The sequence below is a fragment of the Ureibacillus thermophilus genome, from assembly GCF_004331915.1.
Lineage (GTDB): Bacteria > Bacillota > Bacilli > Bacillales_A > Planococcaceae > Ureibacillus > Ureibacillus thermophilus.
Window position 1 is genome coordinate 1290553 of sequence record NZ_CP036528.1, and the last position, 15529, is coordinate 1306081.

Genomic DNA, 15529 nt, shown 5'->3' on the forward strand with positions numbered 1-15529 from the left:
AAAAAGAGCTATTTTAGTAGGAGGCAATCTACTAAAATAGCTTATTTTTCTGCAATTATCTTTAATAAAGTTTTCCATTCAAATAATCTGATAATGAGAGATTCAATTCAATGTCAATTTCATTTTTTCCAAAGTACACTTTATGAATTATCTTTGAAAGCATCGCTTTTATTAAATCTTCATCGGCTTCATTAAATTTTTGTTCCCAGTTTTTGAATTGATTTTCCGGCTTATCGGCATGATCCCGCTCTTTATCTAATGCTTCCTTTAAATCATTGATTTGCCTTAACTTTTCTTCAAGTTGCTTTTCGATGGCTTTCAAGGCGAGAGATAACTGTTCAGGTGTAAATGCACTTTCCCCAATTAACGCTTTCCCAATCTCCAGATTTAATTTTTCCTGCTGTTTTCTTAAATCTCCATATTCTTTTTTTAAATTTTTCAGATTTTGTTCCTTTAGCTTTAGGAATTCATCTTTTCCAGTTTGGTTTTTATTAAAGAAGGATTCTAATTCCAATTTGGATAGAATGGTTTTGAGTTGATTGATGATAAGAGTGTCATATTTTTTTCCGCCCCAAACGTTTTGTTGGTGGCTCCCGTGCAATTTGCCTTTATTCAAAGGGCATCGGTAACGGTAAATGATCGTTTTAGAAGATTCATTTTTGGAAGTTCTATAAAGATAATTTGATGTCAGTTTAGAACCGCAATATTTGCAATAGGCAAGGCCAGAGAATAGAAGCTTTCCGGTTCTTGGGATGCTTGATTTATCTTGTTTTTCAATAGAATTGTGCCGGACCTTTCGGATTCGTTCTGCTTGATAAAAGAGTTCATCAGAAATAATCTTTAGTTTTTCGTTAAAAGGCTGCGTTCCTCCTAAAGCGGATTTATATCGCTTGTATCCGATGTAAATGGGATTGGATAATATGCGCTGGATGGTGCTTACAACAAAAATGCTACCATCTCTTGTTCGGAACCCATGTTCATTTAAATAATCGGCAATTTTCCGATAGCCCATCTGTTTGTTTACATATAAATGGAAGATTAACTTTATCATTTTTGATTCCATTTCGTCTGGGACTAATTCTTTCAGTCGGCGGTCTTTGTTTTTCCAATGAGGTTGATTCGTTTCCACGATTTTGTACCCAATGGGAGCTGTACCACCTTGAAAAAAACCTTGTTCACCAAGCTGTTTTTTTGCCTCTTTTACCCGAATGGAAGTTTTTTGGCTTTCGCCGTCGGATTGCCAAAAGCTGATATAATTCAGGAGCTTATCGACATGGGATTCAATTTTCCTCTGTCCTTCTTTAACAGACCAGACTTCTATGCCATGTTGAATTAAAAAATTGACCATAACCGGCGTTTCATCTTCCCGCCGGCCTAACCGGTCGAACATGAAAACGAGCAAAACGTCAAATTTTTTCTTTAATGCGCCTTCTTTTAATGCAGCCATTTCATCCCGTTCACTAGCAGTCTTTTTCCAGCCAGATACGCCCTTTTCATATAACTCATTGGTGATGGTCCAATCGGGTTTGTTTTTGACGAATTCATGGCAGGCATTTTTTTGCATCGGAATGTCTTCATCTGCACTGACTTGTTGTTTTTTCGATACCCGATAAAGACACCAAACCCGCTTCATTCCACACCACCCGTTTCATTAGAATAATAGTTCTAAGAAAAAGGTTTTTAATGCATTTTCGGCTTCTAATCTTTTATCCTTATCTTTCGTGAATTTTAGATGAATTTTCACTTCGTTGTCTAATATCTCCGTTAAATAATCGAACCTTTCATCAGATTTGTATATATATTTTCCTCCGTCAATGACGATTTCTTTAATGCTTCGAGGAGGATTTACATGATTCAACCAGATCCCTCCAATTTTGTTGTGTTAAATTGTATTCGATTAAAAAGGATAATATTAGTCATTGTTCGGGGAATGCGCGTTTTTTGTTGGGGTGGGTTATTCTAAAAAGTTTTCTTGATGAGTTTGCAGGAAATAAAAAAGAAATTGGAACCTTTTGTCATTTTTTTCGTAAATTTAGTAAGGAAAGTTTTGGAATGAATTTGAAAAAGGTTGTGGGAATTTTCGTCGGTTATTTTTTACCTTTTCCCATGACGTTTTTATAAAGGAGTAAATAAGTGGAAACCGAATGGGTACAGAGGTGATTGGGATGAATAAAAATAAAGTTGGAAATATTTTAGGAATTAATTCAATTTTACCTGCAATCGTGAGTATGATCGTTTTTTTTATATTATCAGGACCGGATGCAGATGGTTATTTAATAGTAATAATTTTTAGTCTTTTATCAATTATCGGTGTTTTTATGGCTGTGATTGGCTTGATTTTTGACAAGAGGCGTATAACAGCCTTTATCGGATTAGTCGCTAACTTGATTGTGTTGGTTTGCACTTTTTTATTATTCTTAGCGATGCGTATAGGGGAAGTTTAATAGAAAGGTAGAGTTATTTTGTCTAAAGAGGATGGGACATAAACCAAAAATTAAAGGGGCAGTTGAAAGAGTTTTGATAAAAAATTGATATAACTAAAAATTGATTGGAGTGACGGGGCGACTCCTGCGGGAACAGCCCGTGTCTCGAGACACCGCAGGAGCGAAGGAATGAGCTCCGAGGAGGCTCGAGCCGGGCCCGCGGAAAGCGTCCCCGGAACGGAAATCAATTTTAATAACATATCAAAAAAACATCATTTTCTCCTTGGAGAAAATGATGTTTTTTTAGATTTGTCCCAGCCTCATTTAGCATTGCAAACAAATATTTTTCATTGTTCTATATTTCTTGTTAACGTTCTTTTACAGGAAACCAGCCGGGTCTATTTAAAATTTGATCCCATAAGCCATCCGGAATGATTAATTCTTCTTGTTGGTCTGTATAGATGCAAGTTGCGATTTCATTTTCTCGTCCTTCTTCAATTTTTTGCATCCAATCAGGATCTACAATCATCTCTCTTCCTATGGCAACAAGTGAAATGCCTGTGTCGAGTGCTTCTTTTGCATCATCTGCGGTAATAATGGAACCGACTCCGATAAGCGGCACACGTCCATTGATGGTTTCAAGCAAATATTCAATGCGCGTTTTTGTTAAATCTTTGACGCCGACTCTTGGGGTGGAGCGGAAATCATGCAATGAAACATGAAGATAATCAAGCCCTTTACCGGCAAGAACATCGACAAACGCAATGGTGTCTGCCATCGTAATGCCAGGTGTTTCAGGTTCTTCCGGAGAAAAACGGTATCCGACAATGAAAGGGCTTTTCGCATATTTAGCGACAACGCTTTTTACTTGATCGATAATCTCAAGCGGTAACGTCATCCGTTTTTCAAGGGTGCCGCCATATCGGTCAGTTCGGCGGTTAGAGTGAGGCGAGAAAAATTGGTGAATTAGATATCCGTTCGCCCCGTGGATTTCAACTCCGTCAAATCCTGCTTCAATTGCCCGGCGAGTTGCTTCTCCAAAGGCTTCCACAAGTTCTTTTATTTCATTTTCTGTCAATGCCCTTGGTGTTTTCATTCCGGGTTTTTCAGCAGGAACAGCACTCGCACTGACGATCTCGCCATTTGGTACAAGTTCAGGTGGACATAATCTTCCACCGTGATGGATTTGAAGAATGGCCTTTGCGCCTTGTTCTTGAATGGTTTTTGCCACTTTTCTTAAGCCAGGAATCATTTCATCGCGGTCTGCTGCAAATTGGCCGTGGAATGCTTTTCCATTAGGCAATACATAAGCGCAGGCGGTGATGACTGCACTCACGCCGGAAGATCGGCGGGCATAGTATTTCAGTTCCACTTCCGATACAGAACCGTCTGGATTGGAAGACCAGTGCGTCATTGGAGCAATGACGATGCGGTTTTTTAAAGTTACACCATTTGGAAAAGTATAAGGTGAAAATAAATCTTTATATTTGTCCTTCATTAACGGTTTCCCCCAAACTGTTAAATTGCTACTATAACGATAAGCCTTTATCAGATTCCTTTTCAAATAGATTGCTTAAAAATATCCGCAGAGTGTTTTAGGACAAATCTTTCTTTATACAATTCCGCTCAAAAAATTGAACAACAATCGTATGATAAAGGATATTTAAAAGCAGGGATGCGGGAAGGAGAAGACGATGTTTATAGAGTTGATGGTCCAGTAGACAATCCAATTGATGAAAATAAATTGGAGCTTATTGAAAGAAAGTTATATGTGTCTTCCATCATTGAAATGAGGTAGTGTTTTTTGTACCTCCATGCTTTTGCATCCGGTACTGGTGAATTTGTACAATTGTTCGAACCAACTGCAAGCGTTTTTGAAAAAGAAGGAATCGGCCATGTAGTCGCCTCATTCGGTACGGAATCCGGCCGCGTGCCTTATACAGTGTTTATGGCCAAAAAGAGCTACTTAAAGGAAAATAAGGAAGTGGCGGAGAAATTTACAAGAGCCATTAAAAAAGCGCAAGATTATGTGTATGAAGCGCCAGCAGAAGAAGTGGCAAAAACCATTCAGCCATTCTTTGAAGATACAGATGTTGAATTAATTGCGCAAGTGGTAGAACGTTATCGCCAGCAAGAATCATATGCGAAGGATCCGATTTTAGATGAAGAAGAATGGAATAACTTGCAGGATATCATGGATGAAGCAGGGGAGCTTCCGATGCGCATGGATTATTCAAAACTAGTGGATACAACATTTGCAGAGAAGGTTTCGAAGTGATATGGGCTTCTTAGTTGTTGAAAATGTCAGCCATACGTATTTTTCAAAGGATGCGGCAACGGAAGCGTTACAGGATATTCATTTAACCATTGAAGCAGGTGAATTTGTATCCTTTATCGGACCAAGTGGATGCGGAAAAACAACGCTGCTTTCAATTATTGCAGGATTGATTTCCCCGACGACAGGAAATGTATATATTGACAATCAAAAGGTATACGGAAATAAAGAACTTTCCATTGGGTATATGTTGCAGCAAGATTATTTATTCCCTTGGAAAACCATAGAGGAAAATATTATTCTTGGGTTAAAACTATTAAATAAACCATTTGATGGGAAAATTGCATCCAAACTATTGGAAGATGTGGGGTTGCCGTCCATTGAGAAAAAATATCCTCGGGAGCTTTCCGGTGGGATGAGGCAGAGAGTGGCTCTTGCCAGAACGCTTGCAGTAGACCCGAAAGTATTACTTTTGGATGAACCATTTTCCGCTCTTGACTATCAATCAAAATTGAAGCTGGAAGATTTAGTTTCAAAAATGTTAAAAGCCTATAGTAAAACAGCCATTCTTGTGACCCATGACATTGGGGAAGCCATTGCGATGAGCGACCGCATCTTCTTATTCTCAAAAAGACCTGGCCGAATTCATCAGACTTTCGAAGTGCCAGAAGAAATTAGAAACTTAACTCCATTCGAAGCAAGAAGCCATTCAAGCTACTCCCCGCTATTTCAAGAAATTTGGAAGGAGCTTGAAAGCCTTGAACATTAAAGAACTCCATCAAGCATATAAGAAAAGGCTGGCAAAGGAAAAACGCTGGATTCGATTTTATCAATTACTGATCTTAGCAGGTTTTTTCGCACTATGGGAAACCGCTTCTTCCAATCGCTGGATTGATCCGCTCATCTTTAGCGCTCCTTCAAGAATTTTTAAACTACTGCAAAGCATGATTTCAGATGGTACGATCTTTATCCACATGAACTATACATTGTTTGAAACGATTCTAGGGTTTATTTTAGGAACGCTTATTGGCACGATTCTAGCAGCCATCCTTTGGTGGTTCCCAAATCTATCAAAAATTTTGGATCCTTATTTAGTTGTGTTAAATTCCATGCCAAAAGTGGCTCTTGGACCAATCCTCATTGTCGCCCTTGGCCCAGGAATGACTTCCATTATTACAATGGGGGCTATAATTTCAGTAATCATTTCCACAATCGTCATTTACACATCCTTCCGCAATGTGGATGCCAACTATCTAAAAGTATTGCAGACCTTTAATGCGACGAAATTGCAAATGTTTAAAGAAGCCATTTTGCCTGCATCATTCCCAACGATTATCTCTACATTAAAAGTAAATGTTGGATTGTCCTGGGTAGGGGTCATTGTCGGCGAGTTTCTTGTTTCTTCCCAAGGACTTGGCTATTTAATCATTTACGGTTTTCAAGTATTTAATTTCAATCTTGTGTTGATGTCCCTTCTCATCATTGCGATTTTTGCAACAATCATGTACCAGTTGGTTGAGATGCTAGAAAAACGGTTAATCAAATATGAGTAAAAAAGACAATAATAAATGTTTATAAAAATATGAGGCTGGGACATAAACAAAAAATTATAGGGGTAGCTGAAAGAGTGTTGATAAAAAATTGATAGAACGAAAAATTGATTGGCGTGACGGGGCGACTCCTGCGACGAGCCCTCTCGAGACCACAAGGATCGAAGGAATGAATCAGAGGAGAGTCTAGCCGGGCCCGCGGAAAGCGTCCCCGGAACGGAAATCAATTTTAATAACATATCAAAAAAACATCATTTTCTCCTTGGAGAAAATGATGTTTTTTTAGATAAAGCGTCCCCGGAACGGAAATCAATTTTAATAACATATCAAAAAAACATCATTTTCTCCTTGGAGAAAATGATGTTTTTTTAGATTTGTCCCAACCTCAATTTGTTATAATTCTTCATCAATGCTGGATGAGCTGCGAAAAAATCGAAATTTTCCAGTTGCAAGTCTCTCCAATGTTTTTGTAGTAATGCGATCGTGGCATGTTTCGCACATAAAAGTATGAATCGGTCGATTTCTTAGTTTTTTAGCCAGTGGTGAGTCGTCTTCCAGTTCATGGATGGAATCACAAAGAACACATTGGACAAGCATAGGATCAAGTCCTACTCTACTCGAATGGCTGCGATGTTTTTGATTGGGTTGTCCAAGTTGGAACCATCGCCAAAAATAATATGAACAGGTCCATCCTCTGTAAGCGGCTTACCATCTTGGCTGTATTTAAAAATTAATGTGTATGCTTCATCGATGGAGAAAGCATGCTCTGTGCCATCTTTGCATTCAAAAACCACTTTCGTTGCATCTTCTTCAATTTCAGCATTGTTAAGAAAATATTTAATTTCCATACCAAACGTACCAGTTTCCATGCCTTTTCGGTCAAATTTTCTTTCCGTTTTTAAAGTAGGAGGGAATGTTGCACCTTCCATAATTTCGCGGGACCAATGTTCACCCATTTTAAATAAGTACTTTAAATCTTCATTCTCTTCTTCTTTTGGTTTTGTAAAATAGGTTTTTAAGTCGATTCTTCGGTCATCAAAAATCCAAACGGATGGATCTAAAGTTAGTTTATATTTTACTTTGCCTTTAATTGGAATGATGCTTTCCATTATCAATTCTCCCCCTTAACGATTTTACATATATCAGTATACAGGGAGATGTTCTGTTTATAAAGAAATAATCATTATAAACGTTCTATCTTGTGTTGCTACTTGCATTTTTATTTGCTAAAAGATAAACTTTATTAAGATAGAATAGAAGAAATTATATTAATGGGGGCGTCCTCATGGATAAAAAAACGCAAGCTTCCTTCCAGGAAAAAGCATTAGAATTACTGCTTGAAGATGCAGATAAAATAGCTCGTTTAATTAAAGTGCAAATGGATCATTTAACGATGCCGCAATGTCCATTGTACGAAGAAGTATTAGATACACAAATGTTTGGTTTGTCCCGGGAAATCGATTTCGCAGTGAAATTGGGATTGATTGAACGTGAGCAAGGAAGAAAGATTTTAGATACATTGGAAAAAGAATTGTCCTTGTTACATGAAGCATATACGAATGCAAACTCAAACAAGTAACAAAAGACTCAAATCAATTTGATTTGAGTTTTTTTTTAAAAAAAGAGGTCTTTGCAATGAGAAAATATCTTTCCTACTACATCAGAAATTTTGATTATGCCCTATTTTTTGATTATATTTTTCTATGCTTATTCGGTCTTGTGATGATTTACAGTTCCAGCATCATGGTGGCACTTGTCGATGGGAAAGAACCGGATTATTATTATAAAAAGCAATTATTTAATTTATTGGTTTCTTTTTTCGCTTTTGCTGTTGGGGCTTTTATTCCATATAAGCATTATAGTAGAAAAAAAATAATGGTGTTTATGGTTGGTTTAATCACCATTTTAATGTTTTGGGTATTTTTCTTTGGTTTCGGTGAAAGCGGAACAGGTTCAAAAAGCTGGATTAGTTTGTTTGGCCTGATGTCTTTCCAGCCGTCCGAACTTGCAAAACTCATTATTATTTTGTATTTTGCAGGGACTTTTTATCGCAAAACATTAAATAACCCAACAGTTGAATTGAACCCAAATAATATTATATATCCCATTATAGTATGGATTTTTATTATTTTCTTTGTGGCGCTTGAAACCGATCTTGGTGCCGTCTTGATCATTTCCGGAATTGCCATCGGTGTAGTTGCAGCAAGCGGCATACGCATCCGGACCTTCTTTAAGTTTTTTGCCGAATTAGTCGTTCTTGGAGCGGCGGTTCTCGGTTTTATATTGCTAATCAAAGGGGATAAATTTTTAACCCCTAACCGAATTGGGAGAATTAAAGCGTTCATTAATCCTTTTGAATATGAGCAAGGTTCAGGACACCAAGTCATTCAAGGGTATATTGCCATCGGTTCTGGTGGACTTGAAGGGGTTGGACTTGGACAATCTGTGCAAAAACTTGGATATTTGCCTGAACCGCAAACCGATTTTATAATGGCTGTAATTGCGGAAGAATTAGGTTTGATGGGAGTTGCTATTGTTCTTGGAGGTTTAGGATTTATCGTATTTAAAGCGCTACTAATAGCGCTGACGACGAAAGATCCTTTAGCCAGAATGATTGCAGCCGGCATTGCCAGTTGGATTGCCATCCAAACCTTTATCAATTTAGGTGGTTTATCAGGGCTTATTCCATTGACTGGGGTAACATTGCCGTTTATCAGTTATGGTGGATCATCTATTTTGGTATTATCTTTCGCAATGGGCATATTAATCAATATTTCTATGTATGAAAAACTAGAAAAAAGGAAACTAAGGGGGACAAAATGAGAAAGATTCGTAAACTTTTAGTTGCAAACAGAGGGGAAATTGCAATTCGCGTATTGCGAGCTTGCAATGAGTTGGACATTAAAACAGTTGCGATTTATTCAGAGGAAGACCGCGCTTCTCACCACCGTTATAAAGCGGATGAAGCGTATCTTGTCGGCGCTGGGAAAGGGCCGATTGATGCCTACTTAGATATTGATGGCATTATTGAAATAGCTAAGGAATCCGGCGCTGATGCCATTCATCCAGGTTATGGCTTTTTAGCGGAAAATGTTGCTTTTGCTAGACGTTGTGAGGAAGAAGGGATCATTTTCATTGGTCCATCTTCAAGACACTTAGAAATTTTTGGAGATAAAGTGAAAGCAAGAGAGCAGGCAATTCTTGCAGGAATTCCTGTCATTCCAGGAAGCGACGGCCCGGTTTCATCATATGAAGAATTGGAGCAATTTGCTGATGATGTCGGTTATCCAGTTATGATTAAAGCTGCTTTGGGTGGCGGCGGTCGCGGAATGCGATTGGTGCATTCAAAAGACGAATTAAAAAGCGCCTATGAAAGGGCAAAATCTGAAGCAAAAGCCGCTTTTGGCTCCGATGAAGTGTATGTGGAAAAAGCCATTATTAAACCAAAGCATATTGAAGTGCAAATATTAGGAGACTATGCTGGCAACATCGTTCATTTGTATGAGCGGGATTGTTCCATCCAACGCCGTCATCAAAAGGTGGTAGAAATCGCCCCATCGATTTCGCTTTCTGAAAATTTAAGAAATAGAATATGTGATGCGGCTGTAAAATTAATGAAAAATGTAGAATACGTGAATGCCGGTACGGTGGAATTTCTAGTTTCCGGAGATGAATTCTATTTCATCGAAGTGAATCCGCGCATTCAAGTGGAGCATACCATCACGGAAATGATTACAGGGATTGATATTGTCCATGCTCAAATCAAAATTGCGGAAGGATATGAATTGCATTCGGAAGAAATTGGAATTCCGGAACAAAGCGAAATTCCTTTATTTGGACATGCGATACAATCCCGCGTCACAACAGAAGATCCAGCCAACAACTTTATGCCGGATACAGGAAAAATTATGGTGTATCGTTCAAGTGGCGGATTTGGCGTGCGGCTAGATGCAGGAAACGGATTCCAAGGGGCAGTGGTAACGCCTTATTACGATTCCTTGCTTGTTAAAATTTCTACATGGGGCAGAACATTTAAAGAAGCTGCTGCAAAAATGGACCGGAATTTGCGGGAATTCCGCATCCGCGGTGTGAAAACAAACATTCCTTTCTTAACAAACGTCGTATTGCATGAGAAGTTTTTATCTGGAGATTTTGATACAAGCTTTATTGATTCTACGCCGGAACTATTTGACTTTACCGTTCGGAAAGACCGAGGTACAAAGTTGTTGAGATATATTGGAGATGTCACATTAAACGGCTTCCCGGGCATTGAGAAAAAGAATAAACCGATTTTTGTAAAGCCGAAAAAACCAAAATTGGATATTAAAAATACAGAAATTCCGAGGGGCACAAAACAAATCCTTGAGGAAGAAGGTGTGGATGGAGTTATTCGCTGGATTAAAGAACAGAATGATGTTCTGCTAACAGATACGACATTCCGCGATGCCCATCAATCGCTTCTTGCTACACGTGTCCGCAGTCAAGATATGTATCAAATTGCCGATTATAATGCGCGCATGATGCATAATTTCTTCTCCCTTGAACTTTGGGGAGGCGCAACTTTTGACGTAAGCTACCGCTTCTTAAAAGAAGACCCATGGGAAAGACTTGCAAAACTTCGGAAGCAAATACCGAATGTTTTATTCCAAATGCTTTTCCGTGGAGCCAATGCTGTAGGTTATACAAATTATCCGGATAATTTAATCCGCGAGTTTGTGCGGGAAGCCGCAAGCGCAGGCATTGATGTATTCCGGATCTTTGACAGCCTCAACTGGATTAAAGGCATGGAAATCGCCATTGATGAAGTAAGAAATTCAGGAAAAATCGCTGAAGCGGCAATTTGCTATACAGGCGATATTTTAGACCCGACTCGCACAAAATACACGGTTGAATATTTTAAAGAAATGGCGAAGGAATTGGAGCGGGCTGGAGCTCATATTTTAGCGATTAAAGATATGGCAGGATTATTGAAACCGGAAGCAGCATATGTATTAATTTCAGAATTAAAAGAAGTTACAGACATGCCAATCCATTTGCATACTCATGATACAAGCGGCAACGGTATTTACACTTATGCCAAAGCCATTGAAGCGGGAGTGGATATTGTTGATACTGCCTTAGGTTCTATGGCAGGACTCACATCCCAGCCGAGCGCTAATACGTTGTACTATGCCATGAGAGGTGCCAAACGCCAAGTGCGTGCAGATATTGAGGCCCTTGAACAACTGTCTTATTATTGGCAAGATGTGCGTGAATATTACCGCGATTTTGAAAGCGGCATGAAGAGCCCTCATTCGGAGATTTATGTACATGAAATGCCAGGCGGACAATACAGCAACTTGCAGCAACAGGCAAAAGCAGTGGGGCTTGGAGACCGCTGGGATGAAGTGAAAAAGATGTATTCCCGTGTAAATTTATTGTTTGGCGATATTGTTAAAGTAACACCATCCTCTAAAGTGGTCGGCGATATGGCACTATTTATGGTGCAAAACAATTTAGATGAAAATAATATTTTAGAAAAAGGGAAGACGATTGATTTTCCTGATTCCGTTGTCGAATTCTTCCAAGGATATTTAGGACAACCTTATGGCGGATTCCCGGAAGAACTGCAAAAAGTCATCTTAAAAGAGCGAAAACCGATTGATGTTCGTCCTGGTGAGTTGCTTGAACCTGTCGATTTCGATGCATTGAAAGCAGAATTAGAGAAAAAAGTAAATGGACAAGTAACGAAGAAAGATGTCATTTCCTATGCTTTATATCCAAAAGTGGTGGAAGAATATTTCAAAGCAGTTGAAAAATACGGCAACCTGTCTGTTCTAGATACGCCTTCATTCCTCTACGGTTTAAGAATCGGCGAGGAAATAGAAGTGGAAATTGAAAAAGGGAAAACGCTGATTATTAAATTAGTGTCAATAGGGGAAGCAGAGCACGATGGAACACGGGTAATTTACTTCGAATTTAACGGCCAGCCTCGTGAAGTGGTCGTTGAAGATAAGACGGTTGAAGCTGATGGATCCATCGCAGTGAAGGCAGATCCAAACAATCCAAATCAAATCGGTGCGACAATGCCTGGAACGGTATTGAAAGTGCTTGTTTCAAAAGGAAGCCATGTAAAACGCGGTGATCACTTGTTGATTACTGAAGCGATGAAGATGGAAACAACTGTGCAGGCGCCAAGCGATGGGGTTGTGAAAGAAATTTACGCAAAACCAGGCGATGCGATTTCAACAGGGGATTTACTAATCGAATTGGAATAACGGGCTCCCAACAAGAGAGAATGAAGTATTCAATATGTATTAGAGCGAATGAGCATTCATTCGCTTTTTTTATGTGTTTGAGGTAAGAGGATTTAGTTGGAAACTACAAAAAAGGATTGCCCTCTTCCATTAAGGTACAATCCTTCAAATGTTAATGATTTTTTTCATTATATGAGCTTCGTGCAACCAACAGAATGAAGTAACATAATAGACCAAATAGCAACGAGATGAATAAAGAATGCAATAAAGATACAATTAAATTTAAATGCGTGTAAATAATGAACGCGCCAGCAATAACTTGCAGTGAAACGAGAATAAAGGCAATAATCCAGCCCCAGTAAACGACCTTTTGTTCTTTATAATGTTTCATTGCGTGTACCATAATATAGAGAATCCAGACGAAAATTAAGAAAGCAGCGAATCGATGGCCCATGTGCACCCATTCATACATTTTCGCCGGCAGTTTAAAAGGATCGCTGTTGTCGCAAAACGGCCAGCTTGTGCATGTTAAACTTGAACCTGTATGTCGAACGAGAGCGCCAGTATACACAACTATGTATGAATATAGGGTTACACCAATGGTATGCCACTTTAATTTTTTTTGAATGTCAACCCGAACGGCATCAAATTTTTGATCGACTTCGAAAACAATCATTGCAAGCAACATGACTGCAGCAAAGGAAATCAATGAAATGCCAAAGTGCAAGGCTAAAATGAAATCACCTTGTCCCCATAGCACTTGTGCAGCACCGATTAATGCTTGCAGCACAAGGAAAAAGATTGCTAAAAAGCCTAAAAATTTTACTTCTTTAACGTGTTTTAAAGCTCTCCAAGTCCAAATCACTAATATTAATACTAGAATTGAGACTGCACCGGTAACAAACCGATGTGAAAACTCAATTAACACTTCTGTTGTGATTTCTTTCGGAATTAGTGAACCATTACAATCCGGCCAATTTCGGCCGCATCCTAAACCGCTGTCTGTTTTTGTAACGAGAGCTCCACCTAAAAGTATAAGCAACATGCCAAGGGTAGTAAGTACTGCAACCCATTTTAATAACCAATAATACCTGTGTTGCATGAATGACACCTACTTTTATATCTGTAAAGATTAAATGAAAAAAGCTATGCTTTTATGATGATAGCGAATTCGCGGGAAAAAGACAACTTCAAAGAATTCTCATGAAATAATTGTTATGATATTTCACAAACTGTTCACAAAAACGTGAAAAATATTTCACAAAACCACTATTAAAACTTCATTCCTTATAATATTCTTTTTATAAAGCTATATATTTATCAGTCGAACTTGGTGGGATTCCATAAAATTCACATAAAATCTAGAAATTTAGCACAAAGTTCGATATAGTAGAATTTAGTAAGTAAGCTTACAAAATTGAAAGAAAAAAAAGGGGGGGATATAAAGAGGCTAGATTTGGCAGGCATCGTAACTTGCCTTTGGTATATTGACATAGTAAACTCAGAGATGATGTGACTTAAACAATTAGGCTCGTGTGTCGGTTGGATTCTTAAAGTGTGTGTTTTCTGAACAGGGATGAATGAGATTTGAACATTTTTTTAAATATATAAAATGTCATTCATCAAACAAAAATTGTGTGCTAATATGGTTATTGTTTTATTTTTATGTATAAACTGTTTTTCAGTTGCTTTACACTTATTAAGATCATTTTAAGATTAGCGACGTTTATTACTAACATAGCGACGTTTAATACTAACATTATGTTGCAAACATGAGATTGGTGATATTTTTGATAATACATTCTATTCACCAATGAGTACATTTATACCCTTTGGGATTCTTTCTTCAATAAAGAATTCAAATAGATAGAATACAACGTCCAGTTAGACAAGACAATCAAAAGAAAGAGGGGTTTAATTAAGCTATGAAGAAAGGGCTTAAAAAATGGTCTCTTTTCCCGTTGTTAGCAGCAATGGCTGTGATTTTATCGGGCTGTGGTGAAGAGTATATTTCTGCGCTTCGACCAGCCGGTGCTGTCGGAAAAGAGCAATTTAATCTACTATTACTAGCTGTAAGTATCATGACGTTGGTAGTTTTAGTAGTATCAGTTCTTTATTTACTCGCTTTCGCAAAGTTTCGCCGTTCTAAACTTGGCGAAGATTACATGCCTAAGCAAGTGGAAGGTAGCCATACATTAGAGGTAATTTGGACAGTTATTCCAATCATCCTTCTATTAATTTTATCTGTTCCAACAGTATTGGCTACTTATAAATTTGCTGATGTATCCGCAATGGATGAAGTGGATGAAAATGGGGATCCAAAAGCATTAACAGTTAATGTTACTGCAAAATTGTATTGGTGGGAATTTGAATATCCACAATACGGTATTGTTACTTCTCAAGAGTTAGTTGTTCCAACAAATGAAAAGGTTTACTTTACATTAAAAGCAGGAGATGTAAAACACTCTTTCTGGATTCCTGCAATTGGTGGAAAAATGGACACTAACGTTGAAAACGTAAACAAATTCTACCTAGTATTTGATAAGGAATCTAAAGGATTAAATGGTGGAGAAGGCGTATGGTACGGAAAATGTGCTGAGCTTTGCGGTCCTTCTCACGCATTAATGGATTTCAAAGTGAAATCATTAAATCGTGATGATTTCGATGCTTGGGTAGCAGCAATGAAAGCTACTGAAGGTCAAACAGCTTCTCCAGATTCTACAGATTTAGGTGAAGCTACATTTGCTCAAAACTGCTTAGGTTGCCACGCGATTTCTGCTGTAACTCCTGCTGGTGCAGCTGGACCAAACTTAACAACATTTGGTGACCGCAACCGCGTTGCAGGTTTCTTAGAGCATAATAAAGAAAACGTAGAAGCTTGGATTAAAGATCCTGAAAAATACAAACCAGGCAACTTGATGACTGGTAAGTATAAAAATTTAACTGATGAGGAAATTAGTGCTGTAGCTGATTTCTTATTGGGCTTATCAGTTGAAAAATAATATTTTATAGTGCTAGTAGATAGAGAAAAAATTAAGGAGGTTA

Annotated in this window: 14 protein-coding genes and 1 pseudogene; 9 read left to right on the plus strand and 6 right to left on the minus strand. The window is 38.2% G+C overall.

The window, feature by feature from the left end; translation table 11 throughout:
* Positions 1–61: 61 nt before the first annotated feature.
* Positions 62–1633 (minus strand): recombinase family protein, encoded by a 1572-nt coding sequence (locus tag DKZ56_RS06355; protein ID WP_208651893.1) that lies wholly within the window; start codon positions 1631–1633, stop codon positions 62–64.
* 18 nt (positions 1634–1651) lie between these two features.
* On the minus strand, positions 1652–1858 hold the full coding sequence (locus tag DKZ56_RS06360) for a hypothetical protein (protein WP_208651894.1): 207 nt from the start codon (positions 1856–1858) through the stop codon (positions 1652–1654).
* Between the two features lie 286 nt (positions 1859–2144).
* Here DKZ56_RS06360 and DKZ56_RS06365 point away from each other — a divergent pair, with 286 nt between their 5' ends.
* Positions 2145–2444, plus strand: coding sequence for a hypothetical protein (locus DKZ56_RS06365; protein WP_208651895.1), 300 nt, complete (start codon positions 2145–2147; stop codon positions 2442–2444).
* 346 nt (positions 2445–2790) lie between these two features.
* Here the strand turns inward: DKZ56_RS06365 and DKZ56_RS06370 are convergent, their stop codons facing one another.
* The gene (locus DKZ56_RS06370; protein ID WP_208651896.1) at positions 2791–3921 is read right to left on the minus strand and encodes an NADH-dependent flavin oxidoreductase; all 1131 of its coding nucleotides are present in this window, start codon (positions 3919–3921) and stop codon (positions 2791–2793) included.
* A 177-nt stretch (positions 3922–4098) separates the two neighbouring features.
* Between DKZ56_RS06370 and DKZ56_RS15730 the strand changes: the two genes are divergently transcribed.
* The 4 genes and pseudogenes from DKZ56_RS15730 to DKZ56_RS06385 all read left to right on the plus strand — a co-directional run bounded on the left by DKZ56_RS15730 (position 4099) and on the right by DKZ56_RS06385 (position 6251).
* Positions 4099–4221 (plus strand): hypothetical protein, encoded by a 123-nt coding sequence (locus tag DKZ56_RS15730; protein ID WP_281275695.1) that lies wholly within the window; start codon positions 4099–4101, stop codon positions 4219–4221.
* Between the two features lie 15 nt (positions 4222–4236).
* Positions 4237–4701, plus strand: a pseudogene (locus tag DKZ56_RS06375) (ABC transporter substrate-binding protein); the annotation flags it as partial.
* 1 nt (position 4702) lies between these two features.
* Complete coding sequence (locus DKZ56_RS06380) at positions 4703–5467, plus strand: ABC transporter ATP-binding protein (RefSeq protein ID WP_208651898.1); 765 nt, start codon at positions 4703–4705, stop codon at positions 5465–5467.
* Complete coding sequence (locus tag DKZ56_RS06385) at positions 5457–6251, plus strand: ABC transporter permease (RefSeq protein ID WP_208651899.1); 795 nt, start codon at positions 5457–5459, stop codon at positions 6249–6251. The genes DKZ56_RS06380 and DKZ56_RS06385 overlap by 11 nt, the downstream gene beginning before the upstream one ends.
* A gap of 390 nt (positions 6252–6641) precedes the next feature.
* On the opposite strand, the gene DKZ56_RS06390 is transcribed toward DKZ56_RS06385, so the two are convergent.
* The gene (locus DKZ56_RS06390; protein WP_208651900.1) at positions 6642–6845 is read right to left on the minus strand and encodes a YlaI family protein; all 204 of its coding nucleotides are present in this window, start codon (positions 6843–6845) and stop codon (positions 6642–6644) included.
* An 11-nt stretch (positions 6846–6856) separates the two neighbouring features.
* Complete coding sequence (locus DKZ56_RS06395) at positions 6857–7357, minus strand: peptidyl-prolyl cis-trans isomerase (protein WP_208651901.1); 501 nt, start codon at positions 7355–7357, stop codon at positions 6857–6859.
* 176 nt (positions 7358–7533) lie between these two features.
* On the opposite strand from DKZ56_RS06395, the gene DKZ56_RS06400 reads away from it, so the two are divergent.
* Genes DKZ56_RS06400 through pyc form a run of 3 tightly spaced genes read left to right on the plus strand, consistent with a single transcriptional unit; the run spans position 7534 to position 12505 of the window.
* Entirely contained in the window at positions 7534–7827 is a 294-nt protein-coding gene (locus DKZ56_RS06400) for an Fpa/YlaN family protein (RefSeq protein ID WP_208651902.1), read from the plus strand.
* A 56-nt stretch (positions 7828–7883) separates the two neighbouring features.
* Positions 7884–9071, plus strand: coding sequence for an FtsW/RodA/SpoVE family cell cycle protein (locus tag DKZ56_RS06405; RefSeq protein WP_208651903.1), 1188 nt, complete (start codon positions 7884–7886; stop codon positions 9069–9071).
* Entirely contained in the window at positions 9068–12505 is a 3438-nt protein-coding gene (gene pyc / locus DKZ56_RS06410) for a pyruvate carboxylase (RefSeq protein WP_208651904.1), read from the plus strand. Before DKZ56_RS06405 ends, pyc begins: the two co-directional genes overlap by 4 nt.
* A 151-nt stretch (positions 12506–12656) precedes the next feature.
* On the opposite strand, the gene DKZ56_RS06415 is transcribed toward pyc, so the two are convergent.
* Positions 12657–13586, minus strand: a complete 930-nt coding sequence (locus DKZ56_RS06415) for a COX15/CtaA family protein (RefSeq protein WP_208651905.1) — start codon at positions 13584–13586, stop codon at positions 12657–12659.
* 823 nt (positions 13587–14409) lie between these two features.
* Here DKZ56_RS06415 and coxB point away from each other — a divergent pair.
* On the plus strand, positions 14410–15486 hold the full coding sequence (coxB, locus tag DKZ56_RS06420; protein ID WP_208651906.1) for a cytochrome c oxidase subunit II: 1077 nt from the start codon (positions 14410–14412) through the stop codon (positions 15484–15486).
* Positions 15487–15529 lie beyond the last annotated feature (43 nt).

Bases quoted from the DNA above. Each gene is read 5' to 3' on its own strand.
- DKZ56_RS06355 (WP_208651893.1), bottom strand. From the start codon at position 1,633: ATGAAGCGGGTTTGGTGTCTTTATCGGGTATCGAAAAAACAACAAGTC.
- DKZ56_RS06365 (WP_208651895.1), top strand. From the start codon at position 2,145: ATGGGTACAGAGGTGATTGGGATGAATAAAAATAAAGTTGGAAATATT.
- DKZ56_RS06370 (WP_208651896.1), bottom strand. From the start codon at position 3,921: ATGAAGGACAAATATAAAGATTTATTTTCACCTTATACTTTTCCAAAT.
- DKZ56_RS15730 (WP_281275695.1), top strand. From the start codon at position 4,099: ATGCGGGAAGGAGAAGACGATGTTTATAGAGTTGATGGTCCAGTAGAC.
- DKZ56_RS06380 (WP_208651898.1), top strand. From the start codon at position 4,703: ATGGGCTTCTTAGTTGTTGAAAATGTCAGCCATACGTATTTTTCAAAG.
- DKZ56_RS06390 (WP_208651900.1), bottom strand. From the start codon at position 6,845: ATGCTTGTCCAATGTGTTCTTTGTGATTCCATCCATGAACTGGAAGAC.
- DKZ56_RS06395 (WP_208651901.1), bottom strand. From the start codon at position 7,357: ATGGAAAGCATCATTCCAATTAAAGGCAAAGTAAAATATAAACTAACT.
- DKZ56_RS06400 (WP_208651902.1), top strand. From the start codon at position 7,534: ATGGATAAAAAAACGCAAGCTTCCTTCCAGGAAAAAGCATTAGAATTA.
- DKZ56_RS06405 (WP_208651903.1), top strand. From the start codon at position 7,884: ATGAGAAAATATCTTTCCTACTACATCAGAAATTTTGATTATGCCCTA.
- pyc (WP_208651904.1), top strand. From the start codon at position 9,068: ATGAGAAAGATTCGTAAACTTTTAGTTGCAAACAGAGGGGAAATTGCA.
- DKZ56_RS06415 (WP_208651905.1), bottom strand. From the start codon at position 13,586: ATGCAACACAGGTATTATTGGTTATTAAAATGGGTTGCAGTACTTACT.
- coxB (WP_208651906.1), top strand. From the start codon at position 14,410: ATGAAGAAAGGGCTTAAAAAATGGTCTCTTTTCCCGTTGTTAGCAGCA.